This is a genomic window from Methylobacterium frigidaeris (assembly GCF_022179185.1).
GTDB classification, from domain to species: domain Bacteria; phylum Pseudomonadota; class Alphaproteobacteria; order Rhizobiales; family Beijerinckiaceae; genus Methylobacterium; species Methylobacterium frigidaeris.
The window spans coordinates 14,369-33,202 of record NZ_BPQJ01000019.1; the positions used below are offsets into that span (position 1 = coordinate 14,369).

At 68.8% G+C, this 18,834-nt stretch carries 28 protein-coding genes; all 28 read right to left on the reverse strand.

What is annotated here, in order from left to right; all coding sequences use genetic code 11:
- Window positions 1-3: 3 nt before the first annotated feature.
- Window positions 4-129, reverse strand: a complete 126-nt coding sequence (locus MFF64_RS37860) for a hypothetical protein (protein WP_273557161.1) — start codon at window positions 127-129, stop codon at window positions 4-6.
- Between the two features lie 8 nt (window positions 130-137).
- Window positions 138-620, reverse strand: a complete 483-nt coding sequence (locus MFF64_RS19600; protein ID WP_238192073.1) for a hypothetical protein — start codon at window positions 618-620, stop codon at window positions 138-140.
- Between the two features lie 10 nt (window positions 621-630).
- Entirely contained in the window at window positions 631-1,059 is a 429-nt protein-coding gene (locus MFF64_RS19605) for a phage tail fiber protein (protein WP_099900573.1), read from the reverse strand.
- A gap of 26 nt (window positions 1,060-1,085) precedes the next feature.
- Window positions 1,086-3,059, reverse strand: a complete 1,974-nt coding sequence (locus MFF64_RS19610; protein ID WP_238192077.1) for a DUF3383 family protein — start codon at window positions 3,057-3,059, stop codon at window positions 1,086-1,088.
- Window positions 3,060-3,068: 9 nt separating this feature from the next.
- Window positions 3,069-3,794: a phage neck terminator protein gene (locus tag MFF64_RS19615; protein WP_238192079.1), complete on the reverse strand. Its 726-nt coding sequence runs from the start codon at window positions 3,792-3,794 to the stop codon at window positions 3,069-3,071.
- On the reverse strand, window positions 3,791-4,195 hold the full coding sequence (locus MFF64_RS19620; RefSeq protein WP_238192081.1) for a hypothetical protein: 405 nt from the start codon (window positions 4,193-4,195) through the stop codon (window positions 3,791-3,793). The genes MFF64_RS19615 and MFF64_RS19620 overlap by 4 nt, the downstream gene beginning before the upstream one ends.
- A gap of 2 nt (window positions 4,196-4,197) precedes the next feature.
- On the reverse strand, window positions 4,198-4,641 hold the full coding sequence (locus MFF64_RS19625) for a hypothetical protein (RefSeq protein WP_238192083.1): 444 nt from the start codon (window positions 4,639-4,641) through the stop codon (window positions 4,198-4,200).
- Between the two features lies 1 nt (window position 4,642).
- Window positions 4,643-5,080: a DUF4054 domain-containing protein gene (locus MFF64_RS19630; RefSeq protein WP_238192085.1), complete on the reverse strand. Its 438-nt coding sequence runs from the start codon at window positions 5,078-5,080 to the stop codon at window positions 4,643-4,645.
- A gap of 2 nt (window positions 5,081-5,082) precedes the next feature.
- The gene (locus MFF64_RS19635) at window positions 5,083-5,724 is read right to left on the reverse strand and encodes a hypothetical protein (RefSeq protein ID WP_238192087.1); all 642 of its coding nucleotides are present in this window, start codon (window positions 5,722-5,724) and stop codon (window positions 5,083-5,085) included.
- Between the two features lie 8 nt (window positions 5,725-5,732).
- On the reverse strand, window positions 5,733-6,191 hold the full coding sequence (locus tag MFF64_RS19640) for a hypothetical protein (protein WP_238192089.1): 459 nt from the start codon (window positions 6,189-6,191) through the stop codon (window positions 5,733-5,735).
- Between the two features lie 2 nt (window positions 6,192-6,193).
- Entirely contained in the window at window positions 6,194-7,237 is a 1,044-nt protein-coding gene (locus tag MFF64_RS19645) for a major capsid family protein (protein WP_238192091.1), read from the reverse strand.
- 12 nt (window positions 7,238-7,249) lie between these two features.
- Complete coding sequence (locus MFF64_RS19650; protein ID WP_099900629.1) at window positions 7,250-7,768, reverse strand: structural cement protein Gp24; 519 nt, start codon at window positions 7,766-7,768, stop codon at window positions 7,250-7,252.
- Window positions 7,769-7,781: 13 nt separating this feature from the next.
- Window positions 7,782-9,194 (reverse strand): DUF2213 domain-containing protein, encoded by a 1,413-nt coding sequence (locus tag MFF64_RS19655; RefSeq protein ID WP_238192093.1) that lies wholly within the window; start codon window positions 9,192-9,194, stop codon window positions 7,782-7,784.
- Between the two features lie 17 nt (window positions 9,195-9,211).
- Window positions 9,212-10,027, reverse strand: a complete 816-nt coding sequence (locus MFF64_RS19660; protein ID WP_238192095.1) for a phage head morphogenesis protein — start codon at window positions 10,025-10,027, stop codon at window positions 9,212-9,214.
- A gap of 70 nt (window positions 10,028-10,097) precedes the next feature.
- Window positions 10,098-10,265: a hypothetical protein gene (locus tag MFF64_RS19665; RefSeq protein WP_238192097.1), complete on the reverse strand. Its 168-nt coding sequence runs from the start codon at window positions 10,263-10,265 to the stop codon at window positions 10,098-10,100.
- Between the two features lie 254 nt (window positions 10,266-10,519).
- Window positions 10,520-10,795: a hypothetical protein gene (locus MFF64_RS19670; RefSeq protein WP_238192099.1), complete on the reverse strand. Its 276-nt coding sequence runs from the start codon at window positions 10,793-10,795 to the stop codon at window positions 10,520-10,522.
- 135 nt (window positions 10,796-10,930) lie between these two features.
- The gene (locus MFF64_RS19675) at window positions 10,931-11,518 is read right to left on the reverse strand and encodes a hypothetical protein (protein ID WP_238192101.1); all 588 of its coding nucleotides are present in this window, start codon (window positions 11,516-11,518) and stop codon (window positions 10,931-10,933) included.
- Window positions 11,519-11,524: 6 nt separating this feature from the next.
- Complete coding sequence (locus MFF64_RS19680; RefSeq protein ID WP_238192103.1) at window positions 11,525-13,084, reverse strand: DUF1073 domain-containing protein; 1,560 nt, start codon at window positions 13,082-13,084, stop codon at window positions 11,525-11,527.
- Window positions 13,081-14,322, reverse strand: a complete 1,242-nt coding sequence (locus tag MFF64_RS19685; RefSeq protein WP_238192105.1) for a hypothetical protein — start codon at window positions 14,320-14,322, stop codon at window positions 13,081-13,083. The genes MFF64_RS19680 and MFF64_RS19685 overlap by 4 nt, the downstream gene beginning before the upstream one ends.
- Complete coding sequence (locus MFF64_RS19690) at window positions 14,319-14,582, reverse strand: hypothetical protein (RefSeq protein WP_238192109.1); 264 nt, start codon at window positions 14,580-14,582, stop codon at window positions 14,319-14,321. Before MFF64_RS19690 ends, MFF64_RS19685 begins: the two co-directional genes overlap by 4 nt.
- Before the next feature lie 209 nt (window positions 14,583-14,791).
- The gene (locus MFF64_RS19695) at window positions 14,792-15,541 is read right to left on the reverse strand and encodes a hypothetical protein (protein ID WP_238192110.1); all 750 of its coding nucleotides are present in this window, start codon (window positions 15,539-15,541) and stop codon (window positions 14,792-14,794) included.
- Window positions 15,542-15,594: 53 nt separating this feature from the next.
- Complete coding sequence (locus MFF64_RS19700; RefSeq protein WP_099901165.1) at window positions 15,595-16,038, reverse strand: Ros/MucR family transcriptional regulator; 444 nt, start codon at window positions 16,036-16,038, stop codon at window positions 15,595-15,597.
- A 73-nt stretch (window positions 16,039-16,111) separates the two neighbouring features.
- Complete coding sequence (locus tag MFF64_RS19705; RefSeq protein ID WP_238192112.1) at window positions 16,112-16,636, reverse strand: hypothetical protein; 525 nt, start codon at window positions 16,634-16,636, stop codon at window positions 16,112-16,114.
- 10 nt (window positions 16,637-16,646) lie between these two features.
- Window positions 16,647-17,489 carry a hypothetical protein gene (locus MFF64_RS19710; protein ID WP_238192114.1) on the reverse strand — a complete coding sequence of 281 codons (843 nt, stop codon included), beginning with the start codon at window positions 17,487-17,489 and terminating at the stop codon, window positions 16,647-16,649.
- Window positions 17,486-17,749: a hypothetical protein gene (locus MFF64_RS19715; protein ID WP_238192116.1), complete on the reverse strand. Its 264-nt coding sequence runs from the start codon at window positions 17,747-17,749 to the stop codon at window positions 17,486-17,488. The genes MFF64_RS19710 and MFF64_RS19715 overlap by 4 nt, the downstream gene beginning before the upstream one ends.
- 5 nt (window positions 17,750-17,754) lie before the next feature.
- Complete coding sequence (locus MFF64_RS19720; protein WP_238192117.1) at window positions 17,755-18,024, reverse strand: hypothetical protein; 270 nt, start codon at window positions 18,022-18,024, stop codon at window positions 17,755-17,757.
- Complete coding sequence (locus tag MFF64_RS19725) at window positions 18,021-18,380, reverse strand: LexA family protein (RefSeq protein WP_238192119.1); 360 nt, start codon at window positions 18,378-18,380, stop codon at window positions 18,021-18,023. The genes MFF64_RS19720 and MFF64_RS19725 overlap by 4 nt, the downstream gene beginning before the upstream one ends.
- Entirely contained in the window at window positions 18,377-18,745 is a 369-nt protein-coding gene (locus MFF64_RS19730; protein ID WP_238192121.1) for a hypothetical protein, read from the reverse strand. The genes MFF64_RS19725 and MFF64_RS19730 overlap by 4 nt, the downstream gene beginning before the upstream one ends.
- Window positions 18,746-18,834: the final 89 nt, after the last annotated feature.

Below are 18,834 nucleotides of genomic sequence, written 5' to 3' on the forward strand. Positions count from 1 at the left end.
CACCTACTGCTGCTTCTGCGCCGCGCGCTCATTGTGCGCGTCGATCTGGATCACTTCGAGCAGATCGTGAGCGTCCTTGATGCCGTACACGGTCTGCAACTCGTGCAGCGTCGCGCGCCCGGACGACACGATGACCGCTATCGTGCGGGAGAGGTTCGGGTAATTCTTCCAGCCCCGGACGGGCCCGGCGTCTCCGACGTCGACATCGACGGGGCGCCGGGCAGCGAAAAACCCACGTGGAGCTGCAAGATCTCCCTGCGCAGGAAGAGGCGCGTCTGGACCTCCTCGATGTCGTCCTCGACCAGCGGCCGGACCACGTTCGGGTTCTGCCGGTCCGGGCAGGCCTGCACGCAGGTGAACATCTCGTCCATGAGGGGCTTCACGTCGGCGTGCTTCAGGCCGGTCAGGGCCTGAACCCCCATCACGGCGAGACCGGCCATGCCGGCCCCCTCGAGGTCGTCTGGGATCTCGGCGCCGGCCGCGGTCAGCGCCAGGAGGGCCCGCATCGCCCAGTCCTCGGCCTGCGTCGCCGGCATCTCCCGGATCAGGAAGACCTTGCCGCCGTCGCGGTTGTTCGGGTCGGTAGACGAGATGGTGACCCGCGTCTCACGCCGCGCCATCGCCGCGCCCTCAGACCGGCGCCGGGAGCACGCGCTCCCAGCGGATGGTGAACTTGCGGGGCTGGAGCACCTTCTTGGCGTCCGGCAAGACGGGCGCCGAGATCAGGAACCCCTTCGTCATGGCGTACTTCCGGCCGGTGCCCTGCAGGAAGATGGTGCCGAACGCCGTGTACTTGTCACGGATCACCCGCTCGGCGTTCGCCCAAGCGTCGAAGAAATTCGTGCTCGGCGAGTCGGCCATCAGCGTGATGCCCATCGAAACCGGGGTGTAGACGAAGCCGCCGGACAGGAAACCGTCGACACCCATCATCGTTTCGCCGATCTCCTGGACTTCGGTATCGAACGCATCGTCGGTCGCGAAGCCCTGGATCTGCTGCGGCGAGGAGAAGACGTTGTTGACGCCGAGCATCAGGACGGCGTTCGCGGACGTGATCGACATGTCTCGTGCTCCTTACGATCTGGCGATCACTGGATGAGGATGCTGGCGAGGGTCAGCGCCTGGATGGACTGACCGTCGGTGTACCAGAGCCGGCACGGCGGGCTGGCGCGGCCCTGGCGGACCTGCGGCGCGGCGTCGAGGATCTGCGCGTACCAGCCGCGCTGGAACAGCGTGTCGGCGATGTCGAGGCCGGCCTGGCTCTTGATCTGCGCCTTCTGGAGGTTCGACAGCGGAATGCCAGCGCGGATCGATCCGAAGTTGATCGCCTCTTGGATCGGGTCGAGCCACGCGGCCTCGACCATGGCATACCCTTCGACGTTGTACGGAATGCTGTTGGTCTGGACGAGCAGGTTCATCATCGCCAGCTGGAGCTGGTTGTTCAGCCGGATCTGATTGACGTAGCTGTCAATCCACTGGAACTTTCCAGAGATCGTGCCCCGGTTGAAGAAGACGAACCCCTGGTTTGCCGTCGCGTACGTGCCATAGAAATTGTACCCGTTGCCGTAGCTGCCCGCGACCTGCGGATCACCGGCGAGGTTCGAGGCGATCCGCGCATTGCTGACACCGGCGACGAGGCCGGATTGCTGCCGGAACGCCAGGGTGGTGCGCCCGTTGCGCGCCTGGAAGTCGAGGCTGGCGATGGCGCCGCACAGGAACGGCGCGTGCCTGAGGTCCGAGGGCTCGTAGATCGGGATCGTGCCCGACAAGCCGGACTGCTGGAGCAGGTAGCCGAGGCAGGTCGTGGCCGGCTGGACCACGGTCGGGCTCGCGTCGCGGTCCCAGCAGACGTAGGCGTAGCGGTTGTTCTTGGAGTTGGTCCAGGTCGCGAACAGCATCCGCTGCGTGGTCGCGCCGGAGCCGCCGTCGGGATCGAACAGCGTCGTGAACGACACCCAGTTCTGGGTCAGGTCGGTGATCCCCTCCATGAACGCGCCGGGCGTGGTCGCATCGGCGCCGAGCGAGACCACGGCGCCCGCGCCCTGGGTCAGCATCAGGGGCGCCGCGAGCGAGCCGGTGGCGTAGCCAATCGACGAGGCCGCCCCGGCGATGCCGGAGGTGATCTGCAGGCCGCCCGAGACCGCGTCGTAGGTGACCGTGATCGGGGTGGCGGCCGCCGTCAGCGTGCCACTGGAGACCGTCTGCGACGGCGAGACGAAGTAGGTGCCGGCGAGGCCCGCGCCGGTGCCGAGCCCAGTGATGCGCGTGCCGGCGGTGACGCCGCTGCCCGTCAGGGTCTGGCCCACGGACAGGCTGCCTGAGGACACGGCCGAGACCGTCAGGACACCGTAGGTGGCCGACAGGCTGGCGTTCGGGACCAGCTGCGCCACCGAGATGGCGTAGGTGCCGACGCCGCCCGGGACGCCCGAGAGCTGCGAGGTGACCGTGGTGCCGGCCGCGACGTCCGAGCCCGAGATCGCCGCGCCGGGCACCAGCGTGCCGGATGCGACCGCGTTGACCGTCATCACGTTGGCGGCGATCGACGCGGTGATGGCGGCGGTGGCGGGTGCGATGGCGCCGGTGACGGAGGCGGCGACCGGCTGCGAGGCGTTCAGGCCCTGCGCGATCAGCGCGGCGGCGGCCGAGTAGCTGGTGGCGGACGAAAGGTTGAGCCCGCTCGCGGTGTGCGGGTAGCCGTCGACCACTACCGACAGGTCGCCTTGCATCGCCTGGATCTGGGCGATGGTCAGGGTGTTGACCGGGCCGCCGATCAGGTAGGCCGCCGCGGCCGCGGCCGTGAATCGCGCGAACAGCAGGCTGTCCGGCTTCTGGGTCGAGGTGTCGAAGCCGAGGAAGTAGGTGTCCGCCCAGGCCGCCTCCTGCGAGGCCGCCCCGAAATAGTCGTCCACCGAGTTCCCGTCGTTCGGGAAGTCGAGCACCGTCCCGACCGGCACCCGCGGGTTGAGGGTCAGGAACAGGCCGTTGAACGCGAGGGGGTTGCCGCCGGCGTTGAGGACCTGCGGCAGGACGCGGACGATCTGGTCCGCAGGAATGGAGCTCATGATTCGTCCTCAGGCAGCGTAGAAGATGTCGGCCGGGATCCGATCGACCTCGAGGCGATCGGCGTATTGCTGCGGGAGCAGCAGGGTCTGGTCGGCCTGCAGGTGGGTCTCGACCACGTAGCGGGACTCGTACTGGCCCTCGGCGTTGACGAAGGGCACCTGCTTCGGGTCGTCGGCGTGCAGCGGCGCGATCGGATGGCCGCTCGCGCGCAGCATCTCCACCCCGGAGAGGTCGCGCAGCACCGTCGCGATGGCCTGCGCGGTGTCCGAGGCGCGGGACAGGTCGTCGCTGTGCACGTCGAGCTGCATCACGACCCGGGTGGCCTGGCGCAGCGCCCGGGCGCCGGCGGCGAGGGGGCGGGAGGCGAACACGGCGGGCGCCGACAGGGTGGCCGTGCCATCGTCGTTGACCGTGGTGATGACCGGATCCGGGGCGATGCCGGTGCCGTAGAGCGGCCGGCCGGCCTCCAGGGTGCCGAGGGTGACCCGCTCGACGGTGAGGACCGTGCCGTTCGCCGAGCCGACCAGGGTGCAGTCGCGCCAGGTCACGACGTTGGTCGAGATGCGGTCGCGGCGCAGGATCGTCATCACGACGTAATCCGCAGCTTGCGGGGCGGTGACGTTGTTGTCCTGGCCCTGCACGACTTCGGCGCCGGCCGGGGCAAGCTGGAGCAGGACCGCCCGGAGCGCCGTGAAAATGTCGTCCTGACTGGGCGTGACCGCGACGGGGATCATGACGTGTACGAATTCTGCAAGGTGATGGCGCACTTGCGCCACTCGTGGCCCCAGACCTCCAGCACCGCCGAGATGATCCAGCGCGTGCCCTGATCGTCCTCCGGCATCACACCGGCCTCGAACACGATCTGGTCTCCGCCCTTCTTGTCGACGCGGATCATCGCCTCGACCTCGGCCGAGATGTAGATGACCCGGTGCACGCCCTGGATGTTCAGGGCCTCGAGCTTCTGGATGTCGCCGGTCGAGGCGGGCTGGACCTGCACCTTGAGCGGCAGCGGGGTGAACTTCGGCACGCGTTTGCCGCTGTCGTTGGTCGTGTAGCCGCCCGACCGCATGATGGTGGCCGAGACGTTCGGGTTGATCCGCTGCGTGGCGCGGTTGGCGATGGCGCGGAGGTTCATCGTCACTCGACCACGTAATCGACGCTGTTCAGCATCACCGAGGTGTCCACCAGCGGCTTGTCGAAGCCCTTCCGCGCGATCGTCTTCGGGCTCAGCGGCGGCGAGGTCAGGTCCAGGATGCTCTGCTGGAGCTGGCCCTTGATGCCCTCGCCCATCAGGTTGAGGGCCGCCGTGGGGTCGTAGTTCGTCGCCTTGAGCGTCGCGGCGAGCGAGCCGGCCCAGGTCGGGCTCTTGTCGGCGATCATGTTCCGGAAGAACGGGCGCGGTGGGATGTTGCGCGCCGGCGCGCCGAATTCCTGCGTGGCCGCCACCATCGGCACCGACGTGCCGTCCGGATAGGTCGCGCCTTCCAGGAAGCCGACAGAGAGGGTGGGCCCGTCACCCAGCTTCGCGGCGAGCTCGCCCAGGCGCCGCTCGAGCGCGAGGCCGCCCTTGACGGTGACCATGTTACCAGCCGCCCCGGCCGTAGTGTGCGCAGCCGCGCCGCGGGCCCGGGATGTAGCGGGCCATGCGCAGCGACGCGGTCGCTGCCCAGTAGGCGAGGCCGTAGGGCGTCATCTGGAACCACGCGGCCAGACTGCCCTCGTTCGGCATCTCAGCCGCGGTGACGCTGACCGAGCCCTCGGTGGCAGAGGCGATCCGCCCGACGATGCCGCCCTGAGCCTGTCCGTCCGCGCTCGTCGTGCGCAAGGAGGCGATGTGCGCGACCAGCATGTTGAGCAGCATCAGCTGCTGGGCCTGATCGCGCACCGGGCCGGTGCCGTCGTTGCGCAGGTACAAGGTGGCCTCGGTGAAGAAGTCCTCGGCCTGCGGCTGCGTGACGGCCGAGAACTCTGGGTAGCGCCGCTGCCACGCTGCGAAGTCGAAGGTGGCGACGGCGCCCACGATCAGCCCCGGGCCTTCAGCTTCTCGGCCTCGACGATCAGCGTCTTGCGACCCCAGCGCCGATCGACGACCACGCCGCGATCGCGCAGGTGAGTGCGCAGTTCGTCCTCGCTCATGCCGTCGAACTCGGCGTCGGGCAGGGGCTCCTCGTCGGTCTCGACCGCCTCGGTGGTGCCCTGCACCGCCGCGCCGGTGGTTCGGCCCGGCTCGGGCTCGCCCGGCTGGCTGGCGTGGCGCGGCTCGCCCGGGTCGTCGCCCGGCGGCGTGCCGTTGGTCGGGGTCATGTCCTCGGACGTCAGCTGACCCGGGCCGGCCTCGACCTGCACACCGGCCTCCGACGCCTTGACCGCCTCCGGATCCCCGGCGTGCGCCTTCAGGGCCGGCTCGTGGCCAAACACCTCCTCGGGCGCTTCGTGGTCGTCGCCGATCTCCTCAATGACGCCGCCGACGAGCAGCGGATCGTTCGGGTTGGCTTTCTTCCAGGCTTCGAACACCTCGGCGTCGACGGTGGACACCGCGCCGTTGCCGTCGAGCACGATCTGGCGCAGCGGGGTCGCCTCGCCGGGCTTGTCGGTCTCGGGCATCGGCTCGCGGAGGACCATGCCGGTGTGGGCGCGGCTGAGTATGCGGATGGTCTTGCTCATGGCCAGCCTCACTGCTTCTCGTAGGCTTCGATCAGGCTCTTGCCGTTGCGGCCCTTGAACTCGTCAGGCGTGTTCTTCGGGTCGAACGGCTCGAAGCCGCTGGGGCCGTGCTGCCCGTCGCGGGCCCGGCCGCGGGTGTGGTCATCGCGCTCGTGCGCGAAGACCTGCCCGGTAGCGATCGGGGGCCACTCGGCCATCTGGGCGCGGAATTCGTCCCAGAGATCCTTGTCGACACCCAGGGTGAGCGCGTAGCCGCCGGCGACGAGCACCCCGGTGCCGTTCATCATCCGCTCCGGATCGCGGTTGCGGGCCGGGCCGGCGATGACGATCCGCTTCCCGCCGGGCTGGCTGATCTCTTCGGTGCGGCTGGGGTCCTCGCGAGAGGGGGCGGGGATCCGCCTCTTGTGCTGGACCTGCAGGATGAAGCCGTGCGGCAGGGCGCACGCGACCGTGACGGTGCCCGGCATGATCAGACCCCGATCATCTGCGAGACGGCGATCGGCGCCTTGACCACCGCGCCCCAGGTGCCCGAGGTCTTCTTCTGGGCGTAGGCCGAGAGCTGACGCACCGGCTGGTGATCGCGCAGCTTCTCGTTGAAGGCGACGTTGGCGACGCTGCCGCCGTTCCAGCGCTCGGCCCAGAGCTGCAGCACGTTGCCCGATGCGGTCGCGTAGCGCGGATCGGTGACGATCTTCAGGTTCGGGAAGTTCTTCTGCAGCAGGTCCATGACACTGATGCCGAACTGGTTGGTCGCCATCAGGCCGACGTCGCTCTGCGGCGGCAGGACGAGCTTCAGGGCATCCGTCTTCTGGATGATGCCCGAGGTCCTGGTCACGAGATCCATCACGATCGTCGTGATGTCGTTGAAGATCTCGTTAGCGGTGGCGACGATGACGCCGTTGTTGACCCACTTCGTGCCGCCGGCAGCCTTGGTCGACGGGGGCAACGCTGCGGGCAGGTTCGGGTCATTCAGCGCGCCATAGAGGGCCATGCCCGCGACGCCGAAGTGGTAGGTGTAGTCCGAAAATTTGTCGAGGGTCAGCGCCGCCGAGGTCTGGAGCTCGCCGACCCAGTTCAGGCGGGCAGCGCCGGCCCGATCCACCTGGAGATCACCGTAGGAGATGGTGGTCTGGAACAGGTAGGACTGGCGATTGATCCAGTTCACGTTGGCGTCGGAACGACCGTTGTTGTTCCAGTCGCCGTAGGGCGCGACCTCGCCGGTGTTCTCGACGACCATGAAGGTGGCGGTGTCGGTGGTCCAGTCGCCCTGCTTGACCTCGCCGAAGATCTCCGCGCCCTTGTTCGGGGTCTGGAGGATCCGGATCACCTCGGGATCGACATAGGCGGTGAGCCAGCCCGGAATGCCGGCATTCGCCGCGGTGAGCAGCGTCGGCTGGGCGTCGAGGGCGAGGTTGTAATTGCGCCGGAACTCGCGGGGCAATAGCTCCGCGTCCTGCGCCAGGTGGATGCCCCACTCGTCTTCGAGGGTGGGGCGAATGGATGCGAGCTTCATGTTTCGCCCTCCTTAGCCGATCGGGAGATGAGAGATCTTGACGAGCTCACCGGACGCGCCGGTGCCGCCCTCGCCGAAGCCGACGCAGAACCACTTGGTCTCGACCGAGCCTGCGACGGTGGCGCCGGCAGCCGCGAACGAGACGGCGCCGTTGGTGGTGTTCGCGAAGGCCTTCATGCCGCGCGCGGCGGTGCCGGCGCCGGCGTTCTTCGCGTAGAAGCAGCCGCCGGTCATCAACGAGCCGACGCGCTGGCCGGCCGGGATGGTCATCCCGAACTCGGCGGGGAAGGTGGTGATGGTCGCCTGCATCTCGCGATGCACGAAGGCGTCGGGCGCGCCGCTGCCGGTCGAGGCGACCTTGTTCTGGGCAGCGTTGACCCAGGCGAAGCAGCCGATGGTCACACCGCCCGTATCGGCGACGAGGATGCCGCCGGAGGTCACCCAGGAGAAGTGCGGATCCGCGGACGCGAAGTCGCCGGGGACGCCCGGCGCCTGCACCACGTTGACGGAGGTCTGGAAGGTCGTGGGCATAGCTCAGGCCTCCTTACGCGCTGAGGCGGTGCATGTGCGGGAACGCCTGCGCCACCTCGGCGGCCGCGGCAGAGTCCTGCGTGACGGTGCGGCGCGCGGGCCGCGGGGCCTGCTCACCGGGCTTCGGGGTGCGTTCGATCAACACCGGCAACGCCGAGGCGTGGACGCCGGTGTGCTTGATGCCGAGGACATCGCAGGCGGCGCGGTGGATCTGCTCCTCGCTGTCCATCGCCGGCAGGTCGCCGACCCACGGACGGACGAAGCGCTCGGCGGCACGCAGGCGAGACTGGTGCTCGGTCGCGGCGGCGGTGGCCGCCTCGGCAGCGCGCTGGATCGCCGAGTCCATCGCCTGCCGGGTCACGAACTTCGACATGTCGGGGGCCTTCGGCAGGGCGTGGTCCTGCGCCGGCGGCGGGACCCTGTCGGCGGCTGGCATCGACGAGGAACCGGAGAGCATCGCCTTGACCTGCTCCAGATCCTCGGGGCTGAGTTTGCCTTCCAGGAAGGCCACCACCTCGCCGCCACTGGCGTCCTCGGCATCCGGCTCGGGGGCGGCGGCGGGCGCCTCGGGCACGTCCTCGACGGTATCAGCCAGGTCCTCGACCGCCTCCTCGACACGGTCCAGCATCTCCTCGACGTCGCCGAGGTCGGAGTCCTTGGCCAGCTTGCCGTGGGTGGCGCCGATCAGGCCGAGGGCGAGCACCGGCCGGCGCTGCTTGAAGTTCTTCTTCGTCAGGTCGGCCACCAGCGGGCCGATGTCGACCTTGGCGTCCTGCGCCAACTTGGGGCGCAGATACATGGACAGCGCGCCCTGCGTGTGCGCAGCAGCCCGCGTCAGGGCGGTCTTTGCCATGATGATACTTCCAATCGCGGAGTCGCCGACGACGACATCCGGGCCTGCGCGGCCTTTCTTCACGAGGGCGACGTGGTTGGCGGAGATGTCCCGCATGACCCCATCGAAGCGGACGCCTTGGAACGTGCCTGGCGTCATGTCGGGCGTGTAACGGTACGCGCTCGACAGTTCCTTCTGCGACCCGTCTTCGATGAGGCGGATCGCAGGTCCAGACCAGCACGCGAGGTCAGCGTACAGGTAGGGATGTTCGAAGCTCGGGTTGCTGACCGATCCGACCGTCCGGTCGTGGTCATGCTCGTCCGCACTGACCGGATTGTGGTCGAACAGTAGCGGCTTGTTGTTGAACGTGTCAGCCGCGCGGGCGAGCTCTTCCGGATCGCGAAGGAGCGCGTACCGGCGGCCCGCCTCAAGGCCGAGCGCCTGCCACCCTGGAATCTCGCGCCCCAGGTAGTCGTTCACGCAGGCCTTGCTGATCGGGGTGCGGCGCACGTGGAGGTGGCCATCCGCATCCCGGACGCGCGTCGAGGCGCGGTCGAGCGCCAGCAGGTCCTGGCGCATGGTCTGGAGGGACATGCTGGATCCGGTGAGGGTCAGGCAGCGAAGCCGGGGATCACGGCCCGGCCGATGCACCGACAGTTGATCTCTTCGCCGGGCAGGACGTTCTGCCCCTTGTCGCCGATCGGCAGGCCGACGCGGATGTCGTAGCGCTGGCCGTTGGCCTTGACGTGTTTCGAGCGCGGGTGCTTCCCGCCGCCGCTGTGGCGCCACACCGCCTCGGTCAGGCCCATCTCAACCTGGCGGGCCCGAGTGAGCGCCGCAGTCACCTTGTTGTTCTGGTCGCGGGCGATCAGCGCCGCCCGCTTCTTCGTCACCCCCAGCTGCTGCTGAAGGTCGTCCGCCAGCTGCCCGAGGTCCCGCCCGGTGGACACGGACCGCATCACCATGCCCTCGACCTGGGCGAGGTGCTGCTGCGGGATGGACCGGATCAGGCTGACGTTCTCGTGCACCGCGGCGTTGAGCACGTCGCGCTGCGCCCGGGTCATCTTGAACTCGACCGTGAACCCGCCCTTCTTCAGGGCCGCCTTCAGGCTCGCGTTGCTGCGCTCGCCGACGGACTGCGCGAAGTGGGCCGCGAGGTCGTCGGCGAGGTCGTTGAAATTGGCCTGCCAGCGCCGTGCGAGGCGGCGCATGGCCCGGCGCATCGTCTCGGCCGGCAGCTCATCCTCGGCGATCTCCGGGCTGTTGCCGCGATAGGCCGCGCTCAGCCAGTAGGTCAGCGAGCGGCCCATCTCGTCGATCAGCGCCGTCAGCCTCCGGCGGTACTCCGCCTCGAGCCCCGCGTTCGGGTGCACCGGGCGCAGGATCGTCTCGGCGCGGCGCGGTCGGGTCCGGGACAGGCTCGCCACCGAATAGCTCGTTCCAGGGCAGGTCGATCATGGGCGCCTCGCTGTGACGAGGCAGGATGGCATCTCGCGGTCAGCAGATCACGCGAATGGTGATGGCTGTGCTCGGCGCCACCTCGAACGGACCGGCCGTGAGCAGGAGCGTGCCCCGGGACCGCATCACGGCGACGGTGGCGCTTGAGCTCGTCTGCGCTGTCACGCCCCCGGCAATCATCTGCGTGCCGGACCAGCCGAGGATCACGTCTACGTCCGGAGCTGTCGTGCAGGCAGGCCAGGTGAATGACGCGATTCCGCTGGCGTTGGATGTCGCCGTGTAGCGCTCGACGCGGCGGGGCGAGCCTTGCGCCCCTGCGGGCCCGGTGGCACCCTGGGGCCCTTGCGAGCCTGTCTCGCCTTTCGGACCCTGACTTCCCGCCGGACCCTGTGCGCCTGTCGGCCCGGGCGATCCGGCGGGCCCCGTGTCCCCCTTCGCTCCTGGCGCGCCAGAGGCGCCCGCTACTCCCGCCGGACCAGTCGCGCCCGTTGCGCCTGCTGGTCCAGTATCGCCTCGAGGGCCGGCCGCCCCGGTAGCACCGGCGGGGCCGGCATCGCCCTTGGGCCCGGCTGGGCCTGTCGGTCCAGCCATCCCAGCAGCCCCGGTAGCGCCTGACGCGCCCGGCGGCCCCGGGGGCCCTTGAACACCAGCCGCTCCATCTCGGCCTGCCGGGCCAGCTGCTCCCGGATCTCCAGGCGGACCTGCCGGTCCGGCGGGCCCCATTGCACCTTGCGCACCCGCGTCCCCTTTCGACCCGGGCTGACCCTGCGCCCCGGCTGGGCCGGGCGGCCCCATGCCGATCGACGCCTCGTCGTCGGCGAGGGCGCAGGTGGACGCCAGGATGAGCCCAGCAGCGAAGAGGGCGCGGCGCATCAGTTGCCCATCCCGTAGCCGAGTCGATAGAGGCAGGGGGTGCTGCCCGGGTCGCTCAGGGCCATGATCGAGACGTAGCGCGTGGTGCCGGGCATCGGGTTCGGGGCGCTGCTCAGAGTCCGCCCGGACCGCGCCATGAACAGGGTGTCCTCGAACCGGTTGACCGTGCCTGTGGGGGAGGTCACGAGCTGGACGTTCGGGATAGTTTCGCCATCAATCGTCACGGGCTGCGTCACGACCGGGAGGGAGGCTGCGACGCTCGTGACGACGATGTCGACCGTGCACGGATTGATGCCACGGTAGGTCAGAGCGCCGACCGGCTGCGTGATCGCGTAGGTGCGGGGCGTGGTGCTCACCGGCAACGCGGCGGCCTTCCCCATCCGGACGAACGGCTGCGCTATGACGCCGATCGGCGAGCCGACACCCCCGCACGGCACGACCTGCCGCGCCACCCCGGTCGGACACCCGAGCACGAACCCGGGCATCTGCTCGCCGTTGGGCCCGACCCAATTCTGGTACTGCTGCGCCCCGACGGCGGTCGCGGCCAGCGCGAACGCTCCGAGCCCGTATCCGTAGATGCGCCGCATGGGCAGCTACTCCGCGGCCACCCTGGCCCGGGCGGCGTTGAAAAGGCGGCGGACGGTCGGCGAGGTGCCGTCATCGCTCTCGCCGGTCACGTCCTCGTCGTCTTCCTCGCCCTCCGGCAGGTCGTCCGGGTCGAGGCCGTGGTAGAGGCTGTCCTGGTCGTCGGCGAGGCGCTTGCGGGACTCGGTCGGGGCGATCACGCCGGAGTCGATCAGCACCTCGTCGGTGTCCGCCTCGAGCTTCCGGACCTCGGCCCTCTCCTTGTCCGAGAGGGACCACAGCGGTTCCCAGACCGTCGTGATGTTCGGGTCGACCTCACCCCAGAGATTGAGCTGGATGATCCCCGACATGGTGGTCAGGTTCGGGGTCAGGGACGCTTCTTGGTAGGAACCGATGCCGTCGTAGAAGACCCGGATCTCACCCTCCGATGAGGCGTTCAGCCCGGCGGGTTGGATCCCGAGGAGCTTGATGAGCGGGATGCCACTCACCGAGGCCATGTGCTCCTGGCTCTGAGCCTGCAGAACGTCGAGGGTGCCGAGCGGCGCCGAGACGTTCTTCATGTCCTCGGTTTCTTTGTTAATGGCCCAGACGCCGCGGTTGTCGCGCGTCAGGTTGAACAGCTCGACCCGGTTAAAGAAGTCTTCGCCGACGGCGCCCTGCGCATTGCCCATCTGCGTCGCCAGCACCATCACCGAGAAGGCGCTGACGAGGTCGCTGACGCTTTGGCGGGTGCGCAGCCAGTTGTCGACATACGGGCGCGCCATCTGCGTTAGACTGAGGCCGCAGAACGAATACGCTGGCTTAAGCAGATCTGGCACCTCGCGACTGACGAAGGTCAGTAGTCGAGAGGTGTGGATGCTTCGCCCCTGTACGTACCAGGAAGTGGGCCGATACCAGTTCGGGGAGAGCGGGTCGCTGGAGTTGTAGCCGGTCGGGACGACCCAGATCGGTTCGATGGTGCGAAAGCCGTTGAGGCTGCCCTGCTGGACCTTGGCCTTGCTCGCCGCATCCGAGCCGTTTCCGATCGGCGTGGCGAGCTCGTCGCCTGCGGCATCCTTCAGGTCCACGTAGATGTGGCCACGGCCGAAGAACCCATCGAGCTCCGCCGCCTTCCGCATCAGGTCCATGACGCGCAGGCGCTTGAACTCGGCCTCGAGCTGCTTGACCTTCTCGGCCCTGTCGCGGCCCTTGGCCTGAATCCGGATCCCCTTCCGCGTCGCCTCGGTGGCGATCACCTCGGTGATCCGCCGGTACTCCGGTCGCTGCGCCAGGAGCGAGAGCGGGCCGAATCCGAGGAAGTGCTGGCAATCCGAGCCGGCGAAGTCGGTCGAGACCGATGCGGCCCAGGATCCGACATCGGTCAGGGCATCGTCCATCGCCAGCCCGCCGTCGGGCATGAACGCAGCCGGGTGTTCGGCTGGCTTGAACGGGTTGACCGGTGCCGCCTTCTTGGCGCGTTCCCGGGCGACGATCTCGTAGCCGACCTTCAGCATGGCCTCGGTGATCGAGACCTGCGGCGCGGCTTGGCGCCGGGCCTTGGCGCGCTGGCGGCGGGCGGAACGCCTCATAGACGGAACCCGAAGCGCATCGGCTGACGCTGACGCGCGGCGGCCAGGGCGGCGGGGGTAATCTTGAGCGGGTGCCGGGCATGCGCCTTGTGGCTCACGGCGAGCGCCAGCGCGCACACGCAGTCGTCGTGGAACCCGTCCGGCGCGGTGTAGCGCACCCCGGTGCGGGTGTACTCGTACTCGAAGTTCTCGAGCTCGCTGCGTATCGGGCCGGCCGGGATCACGATCTCCTGCTTCTGGATCGCGACCGCCAAGCCCTCCATGACGCGCTGCTTCGACTCGCTCGTGAACTTGAAGCCCTCGAAGCTCGACCCGGGGCGCTTCTGCAGCAGTTCGAGGATAGGGTCGCCGACGCCGGTGGAATCGACCAGGGCGGGGACGGAGCCGGTCACTTCGCCGATGCGCTCCATGGTGGCATCCCATGGCTTCTGGAACCGCTCGAACCGGCAGACGCGGCCATCGATGTCGAGCGCGATGCCCACGGTCCAGTCGACGGACTTGGCGAGGTCCCACCCCCATGCAACCGGCGCGCCGCCGGACAGCGGGCCGACGCAGTCGCCGATGGCCTTGAGGCCGAACGGGTTGCCGCCATCGTCTGACGGCTCGGCCAGGTAGAGCTCGCGGAAGACCGCCTCAGGCAGGTCGGCCCGGGCCTGATCGATTTCAGCCTGCGAGAGGATGCCGGCCTGGATCGCGTCGTAGGCAGTAATGCGCCGATAGGACATGTCCGGGGCGCCGGCCTCGGCCTTGCGTGCCAGGGCGAAGGCCCAGTTCTTCCGGCCCTTCACGTTGCCGATGATGCGGGCCGGCCCGCGGGTCGCGGTGAGCGTCGAGCGGACTGCGTGCCAGCTCTCCTCGCGGATGCGGCTCGCCTCGTCGAGCACAGCGCTGTAGACGTCGTCGCCGTAGAGGTTGTCCGATTTTTCGGCCGACTTGAACCACATCCGCCGCGCGCCCGGCAGCTCGATCCAGCGCTCGGAATCGTGTGTCCGGATCATGTCGCGCGGCAGGCCTTCCTTCATCCGGCGATAGGCGATCTCGGCCTGGGTGTAGACCGGCGCCACCCACCAATGGCTGCGGCCTTCGCCGCCGAACATCGTCTGCTCGGCGAGCCAGATCAGGCACGGAGCTGTCTTGCCGCACTTCGTGGAGCCCTCGACGACGCCGTAGCGTTCCGGCCCGAACAGGGCCGCGCGCTGGTATTCGGCAAGCCAGGGACGCTCGTACTCGAAGTTCACGACTGTTTCGGCCGATCCAGCTTGAAGGTGAAGGCCACAGCGACCGGGTTGTCTGCGTCGCCAGTGACTTGAAGGGGTATGACCTTGCCGAGAAGGGCGCAGAACGTCTTGGGGTCTTCGTCGGCGATCTTCGCGAGATAGTCGACGCCGCCAGCCTTCTCAAAGGCACTCAGGATCGAGGCCTTCACATCAGCCGTCGTCTTATTGGGGGTGCCCTTCTTGCGACCGCCTCGACGCTCGCCGGGCTTGGCGCCGCGCATTGCTACTTCTCGCTACTTTAGTAAATCGGCAAAGGTAAACCGGCCGCCTCGCCACGGTGCTGTGCACCTGCGTGGGCCGGGTCCAAGCTGCGGATCTGAAATCCGGCGGGCCCCAACCGGGGCACGTCTTGCGCGAAGGGAAGACCCCATTCGCTGGAGCTGGATTGCCTGAGGCGCAACGTATAGCGAGCCAGGCCTGCCGGCAAGTATCACGCCGCTTCGAGTTGGCGCTCCTCGCACGGAACCTGTGTAATGCGCCCGAAGATGCTGACGCCGACCGTGTAAATATCGCTCTTGGCATCATGCGACTCGACGATGCCCGGGAACGACGCGAACGGCCCGCTGATGACCCGCACCCGGTCGCCCACCCCATAGAGCAGCGCCAGCAGCTCGTCGCCGGTGACGACGTGCGAGGTCTCGGTCAGCGGATCCCACCGCTTGTAGTCGCAGACGTGGTCGGCGAACTCCTGCATCGGCCCGGAGGCGATAAACGGCACCGCCCGATCACCCCAGATGTCCGCGTCGAGCAGCGCCTGGCGGAACTGCTCGCGGTGGACCCAGTCGAGGCCGCCACCGGTGGCGCCGAACACCTGCCAGACGTGCCGGCACTCTTCGATCAGCCGCATATCGGACCACCCGCGTAAGCCGACGAAGAGGACCCGGCGCATCACCGGTACCATCGCGACGCGAGGCGGGCCGCCCTCGCGTTGCTCGCGCACCTTCTCCCGGGCCTCGAACACCGGCAGGCCGGCGGCAGTGAGCGCCCGGGCGCAACGCGAGCCGCTGAGCGGGTAGGCTTCGACGGCGAGCCATTCCCGGCCCGAGGGCAGGATCACCCGCTCACGGGCCCGCAGGCGGCGCTTGATCGCCTTCTCGCGATCATGACGCGCCGCAGTCTGGGCATGCTTCACCGACTGTTGCCGACGGGCCTTGCGGCGGTTGCGCTGCTTCTTCGTCACGGTACGCCTCCACGCTGCAGGGTGAGACCGGCGCCGAAGCGCCGGGTCAGGTGTCACGCCGCTTGGCCGACCAGCTTCGGCTTGGCGCGCGCCTCGATGCCCTTCCGGCCCAACCCCGAGTTCTTGGCGAGCTCGCTCCGCTGCGCCGCGTAATTCGCCGCGACCATCGGGTAGTCCCGCGGCAGGCCCCACTTCTCGCGGTACTGCTCCGGGGTGAGTCCGCGCCCCGCCAGGTGCCGCTTCAGGGTCCGGTACGGCTTGCCGTCCTCGAGGCTGATGATGTGGTCGGGGGTGACGGTCTTGCGGATCGGGACCGGGGGCTCGAGCTTCACCGGCTCCGGTGCGGCCGGCGCGCCGAGGCCCGCCAGGGCGCCGTGCACCGAGGCGATCAGGCCGGGCAGGTCGGCGGCCGGCACCGAGTTGTGAGCGACGTAGGCCGAGACGATCGAACCGGCGAGGGCGACGAAATCGAGGGGGTTGGCGTCGTGGTCGGACATGGGTTTCTCCTGATTGGTTGGACCCTCCCACCTCGGCGAGGGAGGGTAGCCCGCGGTGGCGGGATTCGGGGGGTCAGGCGGCCTCGTTCGGCACGCCGGCCTTCGACAGGATGCGGCGGTCCAGCTTCAGACCGCCCCTGCCGCCTTCGGTGACCCGGGCGAGTTCCTGTTCCGAGACCGCGCTGCGCGGGAAGCGCATGCTGCGAGCAAGATCGGCCGCCAGCTGCGCGACCTTGGCGCGATCTGTCTCGGTCGGCTCCGGCAGGATCTCAGCGTTGAGGACCCGCAGCAGGCGGGCTCGCTCGTCGACCTGTTTGGCGATGAGGGCGCGGACCTCGCTCGCCAACTCGGCCGGCGTCGGCGCAAAGGTGCCTCCGCCCGCCGACCCGTCGAGGAAGCGCCGGCAGGTCACGGCAACGGCCCAGGCCGGCAACGGCGCCAGCACGGAGCGGTAGAGGCCGAGAGCGATCCTCTGGCTGTCCTCGCCAGTGGCGGGAGCGGCCATGACCTGCATGAGACTGCCGATCATCCGGTCGACCTCGGCGGGGCCGGCCGGCGCCAGCCAGCCCTCGACCAGGGCGAGACGATCCTGCATCATCGACCGGGCCTCAGCCGACGGCGCGGCGGCGGCCGAGATCGCCATGCGCCGGAAGTTGGACGAGTTCGCCTCGAGGGCGTTCCCGAACCGGCCCACCATGGCCTCCAGCCCCGGGCTCGCCGGCGTCGGGAGAACCGTCCTCGAACTCGAAACCGCCCTGGTGCTGCTCATCGCTCTTCCTCGTCAGGGTTTCGTGAGCCTGGCGCGCGGTCTGCGCCCAGAAATCACGGGTGGTGGCAGGGGGCTGGCGCCGGCGCCCCGGGCCGGGCGGCGGCCTATCAGGCTGTCGGCGACCGATCTCGCGAAGCCGATTCCGCAGCGTGGCGGGCCAGTCGGTTTTCGTGCCCCGGACACCGGGAACGGCTCGCCAGAAGTCGCAGAACTCGGCCAGGACCTCATCGGCAGCATGGCCCTCGTAGCCCCACTCGGCGACGACCTGCCGGGCCTTGGGGCTCTCGGCGAAGTCGTCCGGCAGGCGGCAGCCTCTCGACCGGGCCCCCTTGGGGGCAGAGGGAGCGTTAGCTCCCGAGGGGGAATCCTGGGGGGGTAGTTTAGGGGGGTGTGGGGGGACCTTGGGGGGGGCGACGTCGACCGTCTGAATTTCAGTCGTTTCAGTCGCTTTAAGACGCTTTTCAGTCGTTTCAGTCGCTTCAAGGCGCCTTTCAGTCGCCTCCTGATCCCGCTGCGCCTTCAGCCGCTCCTTGTTCTTCTCATAGTAGCGCTGGTTGCGCGCGGCCTTGCCCGTGGCGGGAGCGACACCTTGGGCGAGCTCGATCCGTTCAACCGCAGCGACGAGGGCATCACCACTCAGCCCGGCGGCAATCAGCTCACGAATCACGGCGGCGATGCTCATACCGGCCCCTGCCCACGCGCGACCCTGGCCTGAGCCGCGGTCCTGCAATCCGCATCGCTGCACGCCCAGACGGCCTCGGCGCGGTTGTGCGCCCAGCCAGGCGGCTTGAACCCGAAGCTCGCCCCGAACACGCCGCAGATCGCGCAGGTATGCTCTTCGTGCCGACTAATCTCCTCAAGCCGCGTGCTCTCGCGCTCCTGCCGCGCGAAGACCTGATGCGGCATGTGCGTGAGCTTGGGGCGGCGGAAGGCGACCGACATCAACGTCAGCTCTGCGCCGCGACGTAGGTCTGGGCGTCGCTGGATCCGAACAGGCCGTCGCCAGCAGGCACGACCAGGCCGAGGGCGATAGCCTCCCGGGCGCTCACCGGGCCGCAGCTCTCGCCTGATGGCTCGAACCACCAGAGCCGAACGTCGTCGGTTTCCCCGATCGCCCGCGGCCGGAATTGGCAATGTAGGCGCTGACCGCCCCGGCAGATCTCGGCAACGCGCAGGACGCGCTTGGGTGGCGGCTTGGGCCTCTTCTCCTTGGTCACGGGCGATCTCCATGGGCATCGAGCACTGCGCTCAGGAAGGCATTGGGAGAGGTGCCGGCCCGATCGGAGAGGTTGCGGATACGGGCCTGCGTCAGCGCGGACAGAGCGAGCCCGGCCGGAGCTGCGAGAAGCTCGATGCCGCGAGATCGGCTGGAGAGCCGACGGATGTGGCCGCGCTCCACGAGAGCGTCGAGCATCCGGCCGATGCCGGACTTGCTGCGCAGCCCGACGCCCACTCGCATCTCGTCGTAGCTCGGCGGCACGCCGTCCCTCGCGGCGGCATACCGCTCGATGAAGGTCAGTAGCTGACGCTGCTTGGGCGTCAGGCCGACGCGCTCACAAGGGCCCTTCGTCATCGCCCGACTCCATCAGCCAGACGCCGAACACGGCCAGCGAGTGCCCCCACCTCAAGATTGCTCGGCCCACCACCCCGCGCAGCCATGCGGGCAAGGCGTTCCGCCAGCGCATCAAAGTCCGCCGCGATGGCAGAAAGCTCATGGGCCCGATCCTCCGTGCGCTGCGCCTTGGCAGCGCGAATGGCCTCAAGCTCCCGCGCATCAACGCGACGAGCCTTGCCGTACCAAATGTCGAATGCGCGCCAGTAGGAGAGCCCGGCGGCACGAGCGGCGCGCTCGATCTGCCGCTTCACCCGGTCCCCAGCCGCGACCGGCTCCGCCAGTTCCCGCAGGCCGGCGGAAGCCTCCATGGCGAAGGTCGTCATGCGACCCTCCCAAGACTTTTGGGACATCTCCCAACGCTCCTGTGATCATCTGAGATCACTGAGGAGCCGGGAGACACACCATGAGCAGG